The 18,446-nt window shown below is 48.9% G+C and carries 26 protein-coding genes; 3 read left to right on the top strand and 23 right to left on the bottom strand.

Annotated features, from left to right (window positions below; genetic code table 11):
* Positions 1-6 precede the first annotated feature (6 nt).
* From ACW14G_RS02565 to ACW14G_RS02535, 7 genes are all read right to left on the bottom strand, one after another.
* Positions 7-222, bottom strand: a complete 216-nt coding sequence (locus tag ACW14G_RS02565; protein ID WP_167576089.1) for a hypothetical protein — start codon at positions 220-222, stop codon at positions 7-9.
* Positions 219-2,336 (bottom strand): phage terminase large subunit family protein, encoded by a 2,118-nt coding sequence (locus ACW14G_RS02560; protein WP_455648451.1) that lies wholly within the window; start codon positions 2,334-2,336, stop codon positions 219-221. Before ACW14G_RS02560 ends, ACW14G_RS02565 begins: the two co-directional genes overlap by 4 nt.
* Before the next feature lie 3 nt (positions 2,337-2,339).
* Positions 2,340-2,843 (bottom strand): DUF1441 family protein, encoded by a 504-nt coding sequence (locus ACW14G_RS02555; protein ID WP_455648450.1) that lies wholly within the window; start codon positions 2,841-2,843, stop codon positions 2,340-2,342.
* 234 nt (positions 2,844-3,077) lie between these two features.
* Positions 3,078-3,329: a hypothetical protein gene (locus ACW14G_RS02550; RefSeq protein WP_455648449.1), complete on the bottom strand. Its 252-nt coding sequence runs from the start codon at positions 3,327-3,329 to the stop codon at positions 3,078-3,080.
* Between the two features lie 114 nt (positions 3,330-3,443).
* Complete coding sequence (locus ACW14G_RS02545; RefSeq protein WP_455648476.1) at positions 3,444-3,923, bottom strand: DUF2514 domain-containing protein; 480 nt, start codon at positions 3,921-3,923, stop codon at positions 3,444-3,446.
* Between the two features lie 23 nt (positions 3,924-3,946).
* Positions 3,947-4,483: a lysozyme gene (locus ACW14G_RS02540; protein WP_455648448.1), complete on the bottom strand. Its 537-nt coding sequence runs from the start codon at positions 4,481-4,483 to the stop codon at positions 3,947-3,949.
* Positions 4,483-4,698 carry a class II holin family protein gene (locus tag ACW14G_RS02535; protein ID WP_455648447.1) on the bottom strand — a complete coding sequence of 72 codons (216 nt, stop codon included), beginning with the start codon at positions 4,696-4,698 and terminating at the stop codon, positions 4,483-4,485. Before ACW14G_RS02535 ends, ACW14G_RS02540 begins: the two co-directional genes overlap by 1 nt.
* Before the next feature lie 224 nt (positions 4,699-4,922).
* Between ACW14G_RS02535 and ACW14G_RS02530 the strand changes: the two genes are divergently transcribed.
* Both ACW14G_RS02530 and ACW14G_RS02525 read left to right on the top strand, forming a co-directional pair.
* The gene (locus tag ACW14G_RS02530; protein ID WP_455648446.1) at positions 4,923-6,062 is read left to right on the top strand and encodes a nucleoid-associated protein; all 1,140 of its coding nucleotides are present in this window, start codon (positions 4,923-4,925) and stop codon (positions 6,060-6,062) included.
* Positions 6,063-6,256: 194 nt separating this feature from the next.
* Positions 6,257-7,294 (top strand): hypothetical protein, encoded by a 1,038-nt coding sequence (locus ACW14G_RS02525; RefSeq protein ID WP_455648445.1) that lies wholly within the window; start codon positions 6,257-6,259, stop codon positions 7,292-7,294.
* Here the strand turns inward: ACW14G_RS02525 and ACW14G_RS02520 are convergent.
* From ACW14G_RS02520 to ACW14G_RS02445, 16 genes are all read right to left on the bottom strand, one after another.
* A complete protein-coding gene (locus ACW14G_RS02520) occupies positions 7,284-7,631 on the bottom strand; it encodes an antiterminator Q family protein (RefSeq protein WP_455648444.1) in 348 nt (115 codons plus the stop codon). The two genes, ACW14G_RS02525 and ACW14G_RS02520, sit on opposite strands and share 11 nt — an antisense overlap.
* An 11-nt stretch (positions 7,632-7,642) precedes the next feature.
* Positions 7,643-8,692 (bottom strand): DUF968 domain-containing protein, encoded by a 1,050-nt coding sequence (locus tag ACW14G_RS02515; protein ID WP_455648443.1) that lies wholly within the window; start codon positions 8,690-8,692, stop codon positions 7,643-7,645.
* Entirely contained in the window at positions 8,677-9,054 is a 378-nt protein-coding gene (locus ACW14G_RS02510; protein ID WP_455648442.1) for a RusA family crossover junction endodeoxyribonuclease, read from the bottom strand. The genes ACW14G_RS02515 and ACW14G_RS02510 overlap by 16 nt, the downstream gene beginning before the upstream one ends.
* Positions 9,051-9,251 carry a hypothetical protein gene (locus ACW14G_RS02505; RefSeq protein ID WP_455648441.1) on the bottom strand — a complete coding sequence of 67 codons (201 nt, stop codon included), beginning with the start codon at positions 9,249-9,251 and terminating at the stop codon, positions 9,051-9,053. The genes ACW14G_RS02510 and ACW14G_RS02505 overlap by 4 nt, the downstream gene beginning before the upstream one ends.
* Positions 9,252-9,673: 422 nt before the next feature.
* The gene (locus tag ACW14G_RS02500) at positions 9,674-9,907 is read right to left on the bottom strand and encodes a DinI-like family protein (protein WP_455648440.1); all 234 of its coding nucleotides are present in this window, start codon (positions 9,905-9,907) and stop codon (positions 9,674-9,676) included.
* Between the two features lie 204 nt (positions 9,908-10,111).
* Entirely contained in the window at positions 10,112-10,549 is a 438-nt protein-coding gene (locus ACW14G_RS02495; protein ID WP_455648439.1) for a hypothetical protein, read from the bottom strand.
* Positions 10,550-10,683: 134 nt separating this feature from the next.
* A complete protein-coding gene (locus tag ACW14G_RS02490) occupies positions 10,684-10,920 on the bottom strand; it encodes a hypothetical protein (RefSeq protein ID WP_455648438.1) in 237 nt (78 codons plus the stop codon).
* A gap of 436 nt (positions 10,921-11,356) precedes the next feature.
* Entirely contained in the window at positions 11,357-13,852 is a 2,496-nt protein-coding gene (locus ACW14G_RS02485; protein ID WP_455648437.1) for an autotransporter domain-containing protein, read from the bottom strand.
* A gap of 193 nt (positions 13,853-14,045) precedes the next feature.
* Positions 14,046-14,279, bottom strand: coding sequence for a hypothetical protein (locus tag ACW14G_RS02480; protein WP_455648436.1), 234 nt, complete (start codon positions 14,277-14,279; stop codon positions 14,046-14,048).
* Positions 14,276-14,527: a hypothetical protein gene (locus ACW14G_RS02475; RefSeq protein ID WP_455648435.1), complete on the bottom strand. Its 252-nt coding sequence runs from the start codon at positions 14,525-14,527 to the stop codon at positions 14,276-14,278. The genes ACW14G_RS02480 and ACW14G_RS02475 overlap by 4 nt, the downstream gene beginning before the upstream one ends.
* Complete coding sequence (locus tag ACW14G_RS02470) at positions 14,524-14,838, bottom strand: DNA-binding protein (protein ID WP_455648475.1); 315 nt, start codon at positions 14,836-14,838, stop codon at positions 14,524-14,526. The genes ACW14G_RS02475 and ACW14G_RS02470 overlap by 4 nt, the downstream gene beginning before the upstream one ends.
* Before the next feature lie 14 nt (positions 14,839-14,852).
* Positions 14,853-15,293, bottom strand: a complete 441-nt coding sequence (locus tag ACW14G_RS02465) for a PerC family transcriptional regulator (RefSeq protein ID WP_064546126.1) — start codon at positions 15,291-15,293, stop codon at positions 14,853-14,855.
* A gap of 18 nt (positions 15,294-15,311) precedes the next feature.
* Positions 15,312-16,052, bottom strand: a complete 741-nt coding sequence (locus ACW14G_RS02460) for an ATP-binding protein (protein ID WP_455648434.1) — start codon at positions 16,050-16,052, stop codon at positions 15,312-15,314.
* Between the two features lie 2 nt (positions 16,053-16,054).
* Positions 16,055-16,888, bottom strand: a complete 834-nt coding sequence (locus ACW14G_RS02455; protein WP_455648433.1) for a DUF1376 domain-containing protein — start codon at positions 16,886-16,888, stop codon at positions 16,055-16,057.
* A gap of 54 nt (positions 16,889-16,942) precedes the next feature.
* Positions 16,943-17,497, bottom strand: a complete 555-nt coding sequence (locus tag ACW14G_RS02450; protein ID WP_455648432.1) for a toxin YdaT family protein — start codon at positions 17,495-17,497, stop codon at positions 16,943-16,945.
* A gap of 2 nt (positions 17,498-17,499) precedes the next feature.
* Entirely contained in the window at positions 17,500-17,721 is a 222-nt protein-coding gene (locus ACW14G_RS02445) for a transcriptional regulator (RefSeq protein WP_042897101.1), read from the bottom strand.
* A gap of 131 nt (positions 17,722-17,852) precedes the next feature.
* On the opposite strand from ACW14G_RS02445, the gene ACW14G_RS02440 reads away from it, so the two are divergent.
* Entirely contained in the window at positions 17,853-18,263 is a 411-nt protein-coding gene (locus tag ACW14G_RS02440) for a helix-turn-helix domain-containing protein (protein ID WP_223802914.1), read from the top strand.
* The last annotated feature ends 183 nt before the right edge of the window (positions 18,264-18,446 follow it).

Genomic DNA, 18,446 nt, shown 5'->3' with positions numbered 1-18,446 from the left:
GACGCCTTACAGAAAGTTAGCGAGTTTGTACGAACCACCACGGCTGTTAACTGTACGCCAGCGTCGCTCCCAGTATTCAAGCTCGTCGCGCAGCGCTTTCGGATCGTGGTTGGTAATGGCGCGACCATTTACGCCGGTAAAGGAGATACTCTTGCCGTCCAGCGAGTCCTGGTAAGACTGGCGCACCATCAGCAGTGTTTTCCAGATATCGTCTTTTGTCACAGCCAGCCTCCCTTACCGGAAGATCCCAGCCAGCTGCCGGACAGCTCGGTACCCTTTTCAGGTTCAGCCTGGACAGGCGACTGAACAGGTTTTGCTTTTTTCACGGTTATCTCCCGGGGACGTTCCCCTTCATGAATATTTGGATTGAGATCCTGCGGCTCTGCCCAGGCAGGAGGTTTTTCCCAGTCTCTTATTTTTTCGTATCCGCGCAGAACCGCCACGGCGTGCGCATAGCAGAAGAGGTCAAAGGCTTCGTTGGCGCCCTTGCCGGGTTTTCGCCATTTGCCATCAACACCGCGTTCTTCATAGGTCAGTTCCTCGTAGAACCACTCCCCCAGCCAGTCAGGGAAATGGATATACCCCGCGCCGGGGGCCTCACGGTCCAGATTGTTGCTGAGCTGATCTTTAAGCAGATCGGTCTGCAGCAGATACACGGGCACCTCGCCACGCGCATCGGCGCGACGGTCGCTGCGTTCGGTATTGTTCGGGTGGGTTTTGGTGATGATTTTCTGACGCTTTGTGCTGTCGCCTTTGACCAGGTAAACACGTTTACCCAGGCCGTCACGACGACACTGTCGCCAGAATTTATAGGCGTTGTCGGTTACGCCCTCTTCACCGCCGCTGTCGACTGCCATGGCCAGCACCGGCATACGCCGCGTCGGTTCAGCCTGAAGGGTATACGTTTTTTCCATCACATCGGAGACCAGCAGTTGCCAATCCTCCGGATACGCGCCTGGGTGGATCGGCTCCGCCTCGCCGTGCTCATTGCAGCGCAGCGACTGGCGGATGTTGTAGCGATCCACCAGCCAGCGTTCACCGTTTTCGCCGTAACCGATAATCTGCACGACGAAACGCCGCTTTTTGCCGCCCTGGACGTCCACGGCGGCCAGCAGGAAACGTACTTTTGGCGGCACCAGGCGTTTACCGTAATCCTCCGCACGCAGCATCAGCGCATCAGCGCGGCGTTGTTCACTTGCCGATCGCGGCAAATACGGTAGCCCCCAGTCGGTATTGATTACCGCCTTGAGGGTTTCTTCACTGCCGGTGGCCTCATATTCCTGCTCAGCTGTCAGCAGCTTGTACACCAGCTGCGCCCAGGTCTGATAGGCAGCCGCCGGGCCTTCCATCCAGAACGACGCAATGCGCGAACGGCGTGGCTCACCGGAAACATTACCGTCACGGTCAATACTTTGACCTTCACGCAACCAGACGCCCACCCCGTTAAGCTCGCGCTTTTTATCTGCGGTGATAACGCTGCTGCAGTGCGGACAAAGCAGATGGGCCGACTCGCTGGCTTTCACCGGATCCGGTTCATCCCGGTAGCCAGTCATCGCCTCCATCGCTGGCTGAAAATATTCACCACAGTGCGGGCACGGCCAGTACCACCGACGGCGATCGCCGCGATTGTACAGAGAAAGCGCACCTGTCGTCGGTGGCGCTTCATGAGGAGACTTACGGCGCCATTTGCTGTCACGAATATCACGACCTGGAGAACACTCCACCAGCGTCATCCCGGCGGACATAAACGTCGTGGTACGTTTGGAGGCCAGGGTAAAGCCGTCACCCTCGCCGTCGATGTCCTCAGGGAAGCGGTCATAATCCGTGAGCGCCACACATTTGAAATCTGACGAGGACATGATGTTGATTGAAGGCCAGCCAATCTTGAGATAGTTGCCCGCCAGAAAAGTACGATCATGCACGTTGTTGTCGTTTCGCAACGGGCTCAAGCGTTTTGCCACCTCAGGACTGACTCGGAAGGTTCGGGCCAGTCGCTTTTTTGAGTGCTCCCGGGCTTTCTCTTCGGTCATCTGAACGACGAGCATATCGGACGGGTCGCAGACGATGTTGTAAACCACCCAGCCATCCACCAGGCCAATAGTTTTCCCGGTTCGTGCCGGCCCAACAAACACCACCGCATCGTATTCACGCATCGCGAGGCAGTTCATCGGCTCAATCACATACGGGGCAACGGCAGGGTCCCACGGTACCGAGTTACCAGCCCCCATGGGTACGCGCATAAATTTCTGAACCGCCTCAGCCACAGGCATACGGCGCGGGGCTTTGAGAATGGCGGAAGCATTACGCCTGACTTCCGCTGCCGTGGCCTGTCGCATGACTTACTCCTCTTCTGGCGTATCCTCCTGTTCCGGTGAGTCGGCCTGCTCAACTTTGAGGGCTATCTGATCGCGCAGATCGTCAATAACCTGCTGCACCCTGACAACCGCTGCAGGCGTCATGGCGCAATCGCGCTCAAGAATATCGGGTAACGTTTCCAGCACCTGAACCATCGCCTTCGCCATGGAGGAAAACTCCCTGGTGACTTCAGATGCTGGGATCAGCTCCCCGGTTTCCTGCTGAAACTTGAGCCTTTCGCGCTCTGACTGAAACCAGGCTTTACGATCCGGGGGGATCATTTTGTCGACGTCCACCCGCTCGGACGGTGTGGTGCTTGTCAGCAGCTCCCGCAAAATATCGGTGACAGCATAAAGCTTGAGTTTCGGATTGCTGCCGTGTGCGGGTTGCACATTTGCCAGCTTGCCTGCGACCGTCTGGCGGTGCAGATCGGTAATGGCTGCCAGCTGAGTGATATTCAGCCGGAGATTTTTCAGTTCGTTATCCATGATGGTGAACAAAAAATAGTCATTTCGACATCCTGCAAATGCTCAGGACTGAAATATCAAGAGGTTAAACGGATGATGATGAAACCCATAAAATGCAAAAAACTAGCCGTTTTCCGCGTGTCCTCGCCCCCTCGGTGTTCAGAATCGTCAGGAGGACCCGCGTAAATGATAGTAATTATCAACAAATGTAATAAAAAAGGCCGCCTTCGCGACCTTCTTCTACATTATGTGTAATCAGTAATTTGCATCACGTCTTTGCTGCTCGATGATGTCTTGCTGCTCATTCCATTCTTCATCTTGTGAATCATGATAAGCCTTAGCCTCTATAATTTCCCCTATAAGACCATCAACAAACTCTTCGGACTTATCTTCAAGAGATACACCTTCAGGAAGGAGATCGTACTCCCTAGCCAGCTGCTCCAACTCTTCATCACTCAAGTGCTCAAGCTGTTTGCGCTCGTCATCCCAGTCAAAGTTGTCAGTCATTTACATTCTTCCGTCAGTAATATGGAGGTACCATTATGTCTGACGCATTTTTACATTCAATAACCATTATTAACCCCACTACCATGTGAGCATTTGTAATGCTTAATTCATAGTTCACGGATTGTTATTCGAGCCCCTTACTGATTCGTAAATCCGCTCACACGTCATTCCAGCGCGGTAGCGTTCGTCAGCGATTCCAGCATAATATTTAGCTTCTTCTGCAAGACTTCCGAGCATGTCGGCGAGCATTGCGGCATCGGCACCTGCTGTTTTGCTTCTGACGGCAGCGGCAAGATCTGAGGTGTGCTTTGCGGCGTCCAAGCGGGTAGTGAGCTTTCTGGCTTGCTGTTGCAGCTGGCTAACAGTGGTAGCCAGGCCAGCAGAAGTAACGGCAGCGCTCGCTGCTTTAGCTTGAGCATCTTTCACAGCCTCATCACGGGCAACGGTTCGCCCTTGTTCAATCCATCGCGCGGCGGTCTGCGCATTCACTTTCTGTGAGGATTCGGCGTTATCCCGTTCAGCCCACTTTATTTTCCAGCCGCGGTTCGTCCACTCACTACCAGCGAGGAACGTTCCAGACAATGCGACAACCATAATGATACAGATGCTGATGGGCTTCACTGGTCTATCCCCCAGCACGTCAGCGCGCTTTCCTGGTCCCGACGTTCCACCTGACCATAGCAGCCATTCTTCTGGCCTTTGGTCAGGCGGCAATCGCGGCCACCGTCTTTAATCCACCAACGGATAGCTTCGCAGGCACCCTTCATGTCACCGGCGTTCATGCGGCTATAGAATGTGGATGGGTAACATTTACCAGGACCGATGTTATACGGACAGAACGACGCGATACCGACCTTCTGCGGCTCAGACAGCGGTACCTTGATATTGCGGTCGACCCATGCCAGCGCCTTATCACGTTCAACGGCGTTAACCTTCTTGCACTGCGCTTCGGTCGCGGTCATACCCTTAACGACACGTTTACCGTCGATTACAGTGACACCATGACATAGCGTCCAGACGCCACCAGGATCGACTACGGCGACCAGCGCATTGCCTTCTTTCTCGCTAATGAACTGATCAAACAATTCAGGAGCAGTTGCCCCGGCAGCGAGAAGGGCCAACATTGCGGCGCTGAACTTCACTTTGTTCGACATCACTCACCCCGCGCGGCCTTTCGCCGATCCTCTTTGATTTTGAAAAACAGGTTCGTCAGATAAGTCAGCAGGCCAAACATCAGGCTTCCGAGCACTCCAATTGCGGCCCACTGTGATGGGGTTACTTTGTCCAGCAATTGAAGCACCCAGAATCCGGCGTTACCGGCTGATGCACCGTAGGCAATGCCTGTTGTCAGTTTGTCCATTCGATACATGCTCTCACCTCGCTGAATGCGGGTGTGTGTTTATGAAAACAAAAAAGGCTGCCATAAGGCAGCCCGAGAAACGGCAGTACCCGTCAACAAATAGACGGGGTTCATAGATTAAGTGATGTGACTAAGCAAATAGTCTTATCACATTAAGATAGATTTTGCGTACGCGTTAGTTTTTTATTAATCTCATACGGAAAATACGGCTTTACGACAAGGGCGTCCAAAAAATGACCAAAACGGCTATCAGACACGTCATAGTTCATGAGTTGATAAAGGAATCGAACAAGGATTTTGATCATTCGAAGCCTTACAATTTACGTGACACTGAACTCGATAAATCTAACGAGATTGTGAAGAAACTTGTTGATGGCGTGATAGATTTATATGGTTCGAAAGGTAATTCCGCACATTACGGGATTTTTATCAGTGATAAGAATAAACAGGGCCCGGTACCCGGTCTGTTTCACAACTATTCCTTAGTTAAGGATTCTGTCTCAGAAGATTTTATAACCTTAACTAAAGAGGTTATGAAAGAAATGTATCATTCTGCAATAAGTCAACCTTGGGCATCTGGCGGTTACGTCGTTTTCACTGATTACATAATTTCTGGATTGCGTTATCTTTTAGTGACAATGATTAAAAAAACTAACGGTGTAACAATAAGTGACAATCTAGAACCTGAAGAGATGATTCATTTGGAGCTAGGCAATATAAATCAGGCTGCAAAAATCAATTTTAGGTATTATGAAGAATATCAAGTTGCAGATGAAGTCAAAAAGACAGAACTTAGCTACTTAAGTTTTATCAGTAAAACCACCGGACAATCAGCAGCAGCTTACTTTATAGCGGCTTTAGGATGCGATAAAGGAATCGCTTCCGCTGGAGCGACCAGGAAACTTCCTGATGAGATAAGACGTTTTTGCAGGGCTGAACCAGCACTAAAAGCACATGCTGAAATATTCAGAAATGATGTGATCAAATATCTGGAAAAACAGTTCGAAAATAAACACTCTGCAAAACTTGCTGACATAGAAGCCGTAGCTATTAACCAAATGTCCACAATGGATGAGAGTGAGCGTACTGTGTTAGTTGAGAAGCTGATGAGACATCTCAACAGTGAAGATGTTCGGATTCCCTCTGAATTCGTCATAAATAAAAACTCATTAGACAAAATTCGCAATGTTATTTATAAAACCCCCTCGTTAAGCTTTAATTTCGATAAAGATTTACTTGGCTCGACTATTGATGCAAAAGTATATTATAATGACGAGGATGCGAGCTTAACTTTTAATAATCTACCTATAGAGGCAGTAACTAAGATTAGAAATGCCTTAAAAGAATTGAACACTCCAAGTGAAGGTGACTAATTAAAATGAATGATTTTAGTTTAGTGGTTGAACTATTCAGATTAACAAATCGCACATCTTTTGATGGCGATAAGTTCTCTGCATGCATTGATTTTACCTCAAACATAAAATCTTAATTTGAAAAATTATACAATTTAAACTCTAAATACGGTTCTATTGACGAGGTTGAAATCGATGGAACCCCATATTATGGAGTGAAACAATTCCCAGAGAAAGCAAAAGAACTGTCATTTACGTTCAAGGTTAATCAAGGTAGTGCTAATGGGTTTTACAAAAACAGGAACGATTTTATAAAAATACACACACTTAAAAAGGGAGTGATGCCAGAATTTTATTACATAGTTGAAGATGATTATTATTCTGCGGACAAGCAAAAACCACTTTTTATTGAAAAAATAGAAAGCATATGCGGTCTTATCATCAACCTTTCAAAGCTAGCTCATTTTCATGACATTAAAAATGATAGCAAAGGAACCTTTTTTAGACTTGTGTTTGTTCTTCATTCAGAATCAAAGTCAAAATCCATCGTAATTGAAACTAATTTTTCGGCAGATACTGTAGATGACGAAGTTATTGATTTGGATTTGATAAAATCGCTTGTAACACTAGAATCCAGTGTGGATATTCATTATATAGAAAAGATCAACACGTTCAGAAATACGATAATTGAATACGTAGAAAGTAATGGCAACTCTTTCTCAGGAATAATCAAACATTGGAATGATATATGTATGTTATATTCCAACAACTTAGCTGCATACATGTCTGCGTTTTCTTTCCATAAAGCTCGGAAAGAAGTTGTTGATGCCGAAATGGAATACTCAGAAAAACTATCAAAAATTATTTCTGAAATTTCAAACAAAGCATTAGCAATACCTATTTCCCTTGCTGCATCCCTAGCCATATTTAAATTCACAGAGAACTCGGAGTGGGTTATTACTTTCGTTGGTGTGATTATCACAGCTGTAATCTCCTCAGCAATGTTAATCTCACAAAAAAAACAACTTGAGCGCATATCACATTCTAAGGAGGTTTTATTCCAGCAATTAAACACTCGGATAAAAGATGATACCACCGACCTTAAAATTAGCTTAAAAGAAGTTACAGATAAACTAAATGACAATGAAATTTTTTGTAGAAATGTTCTAGACTGTTTGTTGTCTTTAGCTTGGATGCCCACCTGCGTAGGCATCGTAGGTATTGCTCTAAAATTTATACCGTCTATCCCTTAAGAAGGTATAATAGACCATCAACAAAACCTAAAGCAGACTGTAATTCCTTCCGGATTGTACCATCTGAACACTTTCTCTTTTTTGCAATTCTGCGTAACGAAATACCAATCACAAAGTGAGAAACAATAAGTTCGTAATCTTCCGGCTTGTACTGACGCAAGCGTGCCACGCAACCATCAATCATGATCCCCTCATCATCATCACATTGAAGACGTGATTTCTTTCCATGCGGTAACAACCCTTTAAACCCTGCAGCAATAGGCTGCCAGTCAACGCCGCTGCTTTCTGCGGCCGCCCAAGCGCCCCACATATCCATTACTTCATACATATCACGCATAAATTTCTCCTTTACGCCAGAACGCCGAGCGCATAGGCCCGGTCCAGCAATTGAATGATTAACACTGGCTGCGGCGCATACTCGCGCTCGAATGCGGCGGGATTGTCATGTAACTGCCGATGATGAACCCGGCATAGCGGTATGGTGAAAATGTCGTGGGCTTTGGTTGCCATTCCCCCCTGCCCCCATCCGATGAGGTGGTGGGCATCACCGGACCGCTGCCCGCAGCACACACACGGCTGGGTTTTAACCCACTCAATAAAGCGCGGAGAGATCCAGCGAATACGCTTTGGCCGCGCGAATAATGTGGCCGGGGCTTCAGCGTCCACCTGAACCTGAACAACTGGTTTTACGGCTTTAGGTTGCGTTTGTGGTTCAGCAGCGGCTGGCCGAGCGGGAACAAGACTAACTCGTTCGGCGAGTATGTCCGCTGCAGGACGTGACGGAACTATCTCGCTTTCTTTGTAGACTGACTGGATAGGGTCATCTTTGAGGCCAATGGAGCGGCTCGCCATATTTTCGGTTATTGCATCGCCTATCCCCTCAGATACAGCCCACCAGCACAATTCAGCCAGCGAAAGCATTCTGTCCGCCGCGCAGCCGGTTTTGATCCGCACACATTCAATCACCCAATCAGTGAGGTTTCTGGCGATCAAATCATCCAGAACTTTGTCGCTCTGGTTGCGTAATTCGTTGTCACAATGCCAGCAGGCAACTATCGCCCCCAGTTCATGCCGGAACATAACCAGCTCGCGGTGGTGGTAGTTGCTGTGTGGCCACTGGCATTTTGAAACATGCCGTCCCAGCCAGTCTTCAAGCGCCGAAACGCCACCAGCAGCGCGAACAACACGCGCATCCAGAAAGAAAGGGGTTAACGTCGGGTCTTCTGCCAGCAACTGGCGAGCATCCGCTATTTTTCCCGACGGTAAATCCTTCATGGAGTCCGGTTGCTGTTCAATCAGAACGCGGCCGGCGCTGAACAAGCCCATCAGCTCCTTGCCTGGCTTCAGCAGAACAATTCCCATATGACGGGCAATCTCAGGCATCAGGAGAGCTCGCACGGTTCCCCCTCCCGGATGATCATCTTTCCGGTTTCGCCCCAGATTTTGGTTACACGTCCATCCCAGATATGGCTATCCTCGCCAAAAATGGCATCCAGCAGCGCTTTCTCTAAATTGTCTTTATCGGGTTTTTGCTGGTGGGGCTTCCCGTCCATCAGGGACCGTTTCTTTTTGCTCCAGCTCGGCGGCATCGGCAGCACAAAAATAACGTGATACCCGCTTTCCGGGAGCGAGACATTGTTCAGCCTCACCTCATCACAGAAAGCACGGTACCGGAGAACCTCCGGGCGCTTCTTCCATTTATCGGCGCGGGTCATTCGTGGTTTGCCCAGCGGGGTAATGTTGAAAACCTTCTCGTTCATTTCCACCCTCGCGAGCACATAGAGCGCTGTGTACGCTGGTGGCCGTTTGATACAGGCAGTAACGCTGATACAACCCAAAAACGAGGATCAACATCGAGGCTTTTTTCTACGATGATGTTATTCGCGCGATAACGGGCCACCAGCTCTTCGGCCTGTTCTTCGGTCAGGTTGTCATGGTAAAACCAGTCTCTTTTCATACCGTACCCCGGCAGAAAAAAGACAAAAAGAAACCGCTGACGTGGCTGCACATCAGGGAGTAATTCGTGGTGTGTATTTTTTGCGCCATGGTGTCTCCGTGGCGCAGCAGGTATAGGTTGTTCAGGCCTATGACGGGAGTTTAGCAGAACCAGACGGAATGAGGTAACCGGGTCTGGACTTCGCCATTTCAATCATTTGTGCGAATAATGACGGAGTGCCGACAATTTCATCTGGCTGCAATGGCATGAAAGAAACCATATCGCCGCGGCGGTACATCAAAGCACGTTCAGTTACGGGGAATGACGCCAGCCTGGCGACTATAACGCCGTCATCACACCTGATTACAACATACCCACGGTCAGGCATATTCTGTTTTTGTTCCACTAAAAAACCCTCGCTACGGCAATGTGTCAGCGTCGAATTAATAAAACCAGTCGTCTGCGCTTTCCCACGTTTCCTGCAGGATTTCCTCTACTCGCTTTTTGTCGCCATCTGCGCCACCGATAACGCTGAGGCCATCAGAACCCGCGCGGCGCACAATCAACCTGCAATCTTCAAAGCTCTGATTCAGGCGGCGAAGCAGTTCAGTTTGCAGCGCATCTTCTGCGCCAGTGGGCAGTTTTTTGGTTTTGTCGATCGTCACTTCAACTTTCATAATTCCTCCCGCTCGAAATACTGTATAAATAAACAGTATACCCATACAGGAGATTTATCAATCCCGAAAAAGCATTTTTTGTGAAAGTTACCGCGTTGTTTCCATTGTGTTTTTACATCAGCAACAAAAAACCCGCCGTAGCGGGTTAAGATGTTCTTGGTCAGTTCTCATGGAAGTTGACGAAGCTTCAAAAGCCAATCCTGATTACCTGGTTTGAATATTAATCTGTATATCAGAAGAATCCTTGCCACAACTTCCCGCGGGGATATTCATACTGGTGAACGCCCAAATAATTCCAGATATGGATACGTTCAATGTCCCGCCATTGCAGGAAAAAATACCATCTCCGTTGTCTGAAACAAACACTGGTCGCAAATTCAACAGTTCCTCCTCAAGGGACGATTCATGAGTTGACGCACTCTTCAGATAGTAACTGAAGACATTTTCTTCCGTGTTTCTTTCAAATTTTGTAACGTATAACTGTAACCCACTGGCTAAACGCTCCTTACGCACTATATTTTCAGGTGATTTATTTGATGTGTTGGTTGTAAAAAAGACCGCCAAGCAAAGTAGAAGCACCACAATACAGAGTATGATTTTAGCGAGCAGCCCATTAGCCAGTTTGATGTTGTTTACTATCATCCCTGCCTCCTGCTATCTCTGTGCATCCATAATTTATAAACACATAACAGCAAAGCAATCTGGCGCTAACAATACGTATCGGCGTGGGCTTTGATACATATCAACTTACAGAAGAGAAGGTTGCTAGCGTTCTGTCATCTAAAAGACAGCCATTCTTCCCATACATGTTCCGGGTCGATATCAGGATAACCCCTCTCTTCCGTCATCGCCTCAGCAACATCTTCTGGTAATTCAACGGCTGTTGCTTTATCACGTATGGATTCCACCTCTTCCCGGGTGAGTGGTCTGCTCACTTCCTTCTCTTTTACAATGAGTAGTCGTATCAGTGGTGGGATAAAAACAATTGTCATTTTGTTGTAGCTCAAGTTCATGTAGATAAATGCATAATCTCAACGTATTCCTATCATGTCTTGTTTATCCTTGCGCCCCCTGTTTATGGGACATGAAAAAAGCCGCGGCATGCGGCTTAAGTGATTGTTTTTTTTCTCATCAATGTAACGAATAGCAGCGCTATAAGATCTCATCATCACGCCGCTTTTTGTTTCGACTGGCACAGCTCCGGTAAATTAGCCCTTACCAACGCCTCAGCGAACGGAGGCGGCACGGAGTTACCGCAGCGCGCAACCTGCTTGTCCTTCGGGTACTTTTTGCCCGTGTAGTCCTGGTCAATGATGTACCACTACGTGTATTCGCAATACCACAGCTTATCCATGTCTAAACACTTCGGCTTATACATGCATAGTAGATTCATCAAATAAAAAAGCCAGCGAGAGTCAGTCGCTGGCTAATCATAGTCTTGAACGGTATTCAGAACGCGTAACGAACCTTCAGGCTAATACCCTGACTGGTGAATTTTGTTCGCTGACTGGCATCGTATTGTACCGTGCCGTCAAGCACATCGCTGAACTTTGCCGTTACCCCAACACCAGCCATTGCAATCCATGGGCTTTCACTCATGCCACGATAGGTAAATGGCGAGTCGGCGGCACCGATAAATGCCGTGGTGGTCTCGCTGCGATCGTTCTTCGTATCGTAACCAGCCCCAACATAACCATGTACGTCAACAATCTCCGATAGCTTGATACCCGCTTTCAACTTGCTGGAAACTATCAGAGCCTCGGTTGTGGCCCCTCTCACCTTCAGGCCGACATCCGCTGCGCCAGTCTCCTGATAACCTTTATCCTTCACGCGATAGTAATCTGTACGCAGTTCAGGAGTAAGCGTCACATTGTCCTGCGGGTGGAAGGTGCTTTGGAACCCAAGCCCGGCCTGGAAGGTGTCACTATCGTAGTCAGAATGCGCCACACCATTGTAAGCGGTGCTGCCATCGTTAGGGTTTTCAATATTCAGGTAACGATTACCCGTCGTATTATTGCGCCCGAAGCCAGTCTGCCAGGTCATCCCCGTGTCTGAGGTAAAGTCATATCCGCCATATGCAAGCAAGTTCCAGCTGTCCACGCGTGCGTCATGCCTGATATCGTCAGAATTATCGTTAACATCTGTGCGACTCATGCCTAAGGCCAGACCCAGTCGGGTTTTATCTAATATGATACCATCGGCACCAATGGCGAACCCACGCGTATCTGCATTATACCCAGCGTAATCTCCACGGCTGGACTGGTTATCCCAGCGCCCCACCGGGCGGATCCACAGATATTTCTCCGGATTAAACTCGTTGGTATAACCCTGACCGCGCACGGACTCCTGACGACCGCTGACGATGTCACCAAACGCACGCAGGTTATTCATTGCTACGTAGGGCATGCTGCCATCCATCAATGGGGCAAGCTGCACCACATTTTTGTGAACCTGACCGGCATTAAAGGACGAGGTGATTGCACAGACGGTACTCGCCAGCGCGCCGTTGCAGTTCTTAGACCCTCCATAACTATTGTTGATGAGGTTATCCAGCGCGGTCCCAACGCCGACTAATGATGGATTATCACTGGTGGTAGCAATGGTATTACTGACGGTAGTCAGATTCGTCTCGGCAATTTTCAGCGAGTAGCTGGTGCCGGTTTGCACCTGAATAAACTGATAACGCAGCGAATCATCCAGTACCGCCGAAGGTGAACCAGTGATATTACTAGCCGTGACGACATCAACCAGCTCATCGCCATCAGCGAAGCTGGTGCTACCCTGGGTGATCACCAGCGTCCGTCCATTCAGGGCAGCGTTACCGGCAACATTCAGTTGACCATAGCTGCTGGTACTATCTGCCTGCAACGCCAGCACACCATTGCTATTCTGGACGTAAGTATTTACAGTCGAGGGCTGCTGGCTGCTGAGTAACTCAAAAATACCGCTATTACTCATCGCGCTGTTAGGAGCATTGACACGCCCAATAATTATCCCTTCGTTATTGATGCCCCCCACTATTGTGCTGGTGCTGGCCACCTGAATCGCATCACCGTTTAACGCGCCAATTATTCCTTTGTTTTCGAACTGGTTTACCACGGCAGAATTCTCTATCACGACCGCATTGCCGCTACCGCCGCCAATAATCGTCCCCGTATTGACTAGCGTACCGGTCTGAGACGTTCCGCCAAGGTATACGCCGGCAACGCCGCCATCAACGATCCCCGTATTGAGCAACGTACTAATCGCCGCAGAATCACCAACGGTAATGCCATTCCCATTCGGCGCGTAAATAACACCACCATCAAGGTTTTGAATGGTCGTATCCTTGACCTTACTCCCGACATAGATACCGTTGCTGCCCGCGCCATTAACGGTGATATTCCCCTGGTTGGCGATTTGACTGCTTTGAGTGGAGTTTGCATGAATGCCATCAGCGACTGCGCCTGATGTGGTGATACTCCCCGAGTTCTTAACCGACATCCGCGCGACAGCGTTCAGCAGGATCCCATTACCAGCAGCGCCGGTTGTGGTCAACGTCCCCTTATTCTCCAGCGCGCTATCAGATACCTCTGCCACGTTTATGGCGTTACTGTTATCACCAGGCGTACTAATTGTACCGCTATTAATGACCTGCGAATTATTTGTGGAAAAGAACCGGATACCATCGCCATCCGAAGAAATGCTGCCGTTATTCTGTAGATTTGCGCCATGACTGGAAAAGTAGACGGCTTCACTTCCTCCCGTCGTTTTAAACTGCGTGCCTGACTCAATAATCACGCTTTGCCCATAAGTTTGAAATTGTTGCGGTGCCGTAACGCTATTATTACACGTTACCGTCACACCAGCGGGGTCTGTACAGTCAGCCCAAACCGCTGGTGCGGTCAACATTCCCGCGCTTCCCAGGATACTGCTAATAACTAAACAACTAGTTCTCTTTTTCAAACTGGTTCCTTAATACAAAGACAACATTTATGATTAATTTAATTACATCACCTGATAGTTTAGGAATGTGAGTATTATTTAATTATGCATCAGACCTAATACTTCGTCAGCTTAGTAAGCATAAAAACAATCATAGTTTATAAATCTTTTCCTCATGTCACTTTCATACGCTCTACCAGTACGGTGATATCGTTCATTGGGCTGACTCCTCAAATAAAACGTCGCCTTCAACCCCGCCGATCTGATAGACGATTGAACCATCTTCCCGATATTCAATCGGGGTTGCGCTCCATTCTTCGCCGCTTGGGTCGTCATCATCACCAACCAGAACGAAGCCGCCAGTAACAACACGGGCCGGATACATTTCACCTTCAGACCAGTAACCTACGGTGTCTTTGATGCATTTCAGGAAAATCAGATTGCTCATTGCTTGGCTCCTTCGAGTGCTGCGGCGATCTCTTCGAAAAACTTCTCCCGGGTGTGGCTGGTCATGGCCGGTACAAACGCAGCCATCAGCATGCCCTGATCGCAGTTCTCATCGTCGGAAAGCAGAACAATTTTCTTATCCAGGCGAACTTTGGCTTCCTGCAGCTGCTCGTTCCGGCTGGCGCGCTGGAGGTATTCAGCGATAATTGCGATCGCCTTTTTGGTTTCTTTCACAGTGGTTTCGTTCATGCTCTCCGCTCCAGATACACATACCGTTTCACCATGCCCAGCGGCAGCTCTAACTTTTCAGCTATATCCCGGAGTTTCACCCCACCAGCGTGCAGTTCGCGCGCAAGCTCCACATCCGCTTCCGGATATTTAACCGACTGGTGGAACCTGCCGCGGAGTCGCAAATTAATACCAACTTCCCGGGCTTTCGTTCTGACCGCAGATTCTGAGCGCCCAATGAGCAAACCAATCTGTTTTACTCTCATGTTCCCGCTACACTGATGAACAACGATTAATTCAGCTCGGCACCAGTCCTTACATTTCTTCCGCATTCTCCTGGTCATCGTTAGCACCTCTGAGCATTACGAAGGCAGCGAGACCGCATTCTGGCGATTCTCCACAGCTCGTTTGAAGTACCGGCCATCCCCATGACTGCCGTATAAACTGTCGCAGCGCGGCGCCACAACCCTTTGCCTTCCAGTTTTTTGGCCTGGCCTATCGCTGCCTGAACTTCCTGCATGTTCTCAACTGCTGGCCGCGGTTCCATGTTCGGTAGTTCAACATCAGGCACCTCGGTTCCAGCCGCAACGTAATACACAAACTGGGTGCCGTTATGCTCCCGGCGCAGTTTTCCGGCGTTGTGGAGGCTGCGCAGATGATTACCAGCGCTGCTCGATGGGAGTTCCAGAACTTCACACACATCCTGCAGGACGCAATCTGGCGTTCTGTCCACGATGGCGAGCACCAGCTGCGCCTGTGTTACTCGGTTTTTGGTCTTTTTGGTCATTGGTCAAAACTCGCTTTGTTACTTAACGACCCGTAGATGGGTCACGTTTTTGCGGTAACTTCCCCAGGTAAAATTCACCCAGATACCGCCATCCATCGTCAGGCGATCCATAACTCGCTCGCCTAAGATATTCGTCAGCTCGTCATGGTTGAGGTTGGTCAACACCCCGACCGGCTTCATTGCCGCCAGGCGGCGGTCGATAATCTGGTTAAGCACCACCTGTTCGCCGCGTGTTTCGCGCTGTACTCCGACTTCATCAAGTACCAGCAGGTCAACACGGCATAGGCTATCCAGCAGAGACGCTTCGGACTGGCCACCGTCGTAGCACTCCCGAACTTTCAGCATCAGGTCCATCACGGTGATAACCAGTACGCTGTGATCTCGCTTGATCAGGCTGTTGCCGATGGCCGCCGCCAAATGGTTTTTTCCTGTGCCGCAGCCACCGCTGAAAATGAAGCTGGCGAATCCAGTACCGAAATGTTCGGCATAGCTCTTGGCCATGCTCAACGCGTGGCGCTGACCTTCGTTGTTCACCTGGTAGCTGGCGAACGTACAGCCGCGGTGAAGATCACAGATGCCAGACCGCCCGAAAATCTTTTCGGTGCGCACCTTCCGGTTTTCTTTCTCGACTTCGGCAGCTCGTTTTTCCCCCTCCGTGCGCTGCCACTCCATCAACTCCTGCGCGTTCTGGAAGCGAGGCTGAACACCCGGTGGCATCATTTTTTGTAAACGGCTAAACAGGTCACTCGTTGATTTCATGGCTAGCCCCTGAATCCCGGTGGGATCGTTGTGTCAGGTTGAGAAATCTTTATCCCCGCTGGTTTTTTCGAACAGCCAGTGAAGTTCCGTGGCTGTGCCCGGGAGTTTCTGAGGCTTTGTGCAAACGCCTGCTCCCACTGCTGGTGGTGCTTCACCTTCCCCTCTGGCCCCCAGTAATCGCGAAACTGCTGTAATTCCTCCTGTGAATAGCCCGGTTCGGGGCCAAGATTAACACCCCACAAAGCGGCTTGTTTCACGAAGTCGGGCCCCGGCTTCCATTCAGGAGTGATCGAGAATTTCCCGAAAGGCGCGATGTACTCGGGGTTATTCCCGTCCCGTTCTTCGTCGGGCTCGCGCGCTTCTCTCTCTCTGGTTTTATTTATTAGATCTGTATCTGTATCTGTATCTGTATCTTTATTAGTTGGGTTTCCGTTGGAGTTCTGTTCAAACGGAGAATCAACACCCGTTGAACGACCGTTCCCGTTTTGTTGGCCTTTCGTTGATTTTTTGGCTTTTCTAGCCTGTGCAGAGGCTTTCCCTGCTGCTGACTTCTGACTAATCGACATTTTTACGGCTTCAAGGTCCCGCTCGATTCGTTCCTGAACCCATTCCGTACCGTTGTCGTTGAAAAACTCTTTCAACGAAGCTTCAACGGCAATCCAACGGTCGTTGCTCAACCGTGCAATTTTCGCCAGTCGGTTTTTTGGGATCGGCCTGCCTGTCTGCCAGTAATTGAACATCAGCAGCAGGTACGCTCCATGCTCTTCTGTAGACAAATGCATGGTGTCTGCCAGATAGTCAGCAATGTAGAGTTGCATGTAAGGCAGTGCTGCCATGGTTACTCCTACCCTCGACTTGCAGAGGATTTATGGTCATTGGTCTAAACTCGATTAAAAACACTGTGGCGCTACGGCGGCTACGCTCGCCAGTAGTGGTCCCGCCAGATCTGCAGGTAGCAGGTTAAACAAAGCAATTGCGGCCTCCCTTATCTCGCGTTCAAGCTTCTGAACTGGAGCGCCTAACAACTTCGCCTGGTGAGCTTCGCTGCATTCTTTGATCGCACTGGCCACCAGCTCAGTTTCCGTTAACCCGTGCTTCAACCCATATTTACGGGCGATTTCGATCGGCATCGCATCAGCAATTGCTGAGGAAAGCTGGATCACATAACTGGTGTACTTTTCGGAACCGGCTTCGTTCTTCAGATAGCGGTACAGGTTTTGTTTGTTAACGCTGATTCCTCGACCGTTTTGTTTTTCCCATTGTTCGGCCACCAGCTGAGCCACCACCTCCTGAGATTTTCCGGGGATGGTGGATTCCCACTCCTGCACGGCGGCATAGATTTTTTGACACTGCATGCCATCCCGGCGACGTGGCGAATACTGATTTTCTGTTTTCAGCTGCATACCTTTCACCGGGGTATGATTTTCAAAAGAGATGGTTTGCATGGTTACTCCTTTGGAAGTCCATCAGCAGGGTTCGGATAAAGATCTGGGCGCAATTCGTGTGGTGTTACCTTCCAGTCGACAGCTTTGCTCACCTTGATCACTAGCTCTCCTGGTATTTTATTTTTAAACCACCCATTAACTGTTTGGGCTCTCCTTTTCATACGGCGGCCGAGCTCAGCTTGGCTGCAGATGTTCAAGAGTTTTTTTTGGGTTGATGTCTTCATCGGTTGATCTCATTAGTTGTCGATGGAAGACAATAAAACAAATTAAATCGATATCGTCAAATTATTTCGATAGTTAGGCCTACAGAAAAAATCTGTATAATTAGTGGTAACTTTATGAATTGGATGAAGAGATGAACTTCGGAAAGAGATTGCAAAGGGCTATAAAAGATCTCGACATATCTCAATCTGAGCTAGCCCGCAGGTTGGGAGTTAAGGCTCAGTCGGTAAGCGGCTGGTGTAACTCTGATATTCTGCCTAGATCTGAAATCTTAAATCTTCTGCCGGCAGCAACGGGTTATCCGCTTTCATGGTTTTTTATGGAAGATGGTGAAGTATCTCAAGATAGGGACCCATGGGAGACAAACGTTCAAATCAAGCCGTCTTCTGAACTCCAGGCAAGGCTTCTTAATGCGTTTGAACAGTTACCAACTGAAGATGAAAAAGAGAGAATTATCAGCCTTATAGACATGCGTCTTGAGGAACTTGATAATTTCGCAAAGGCCTATCTACAAAAAAGAAACCTTATTCCCCCTACTAAATAAGCCCCTCTATCTCCTTCCACATTTCGTGGGTCATGTCATGACCTGCTGTTTTTTTTCGCCCCTGTCTATCGATTTAATTTGACGCATATCGATTACTTCGATAATAATACTCCCATCGCAACACGTCATGACCTGCTCCCCGTTGATTAGTACACCCCGATGTTAGTAATGTCTTCATAAGCC

The organism is Kluyvera sp. (assembly GCF_965301105.1).
Note: the sequence above shows the minus strand (reverse complement) of the source record. Positions and strands in the feature narration are given on the sequence as shown.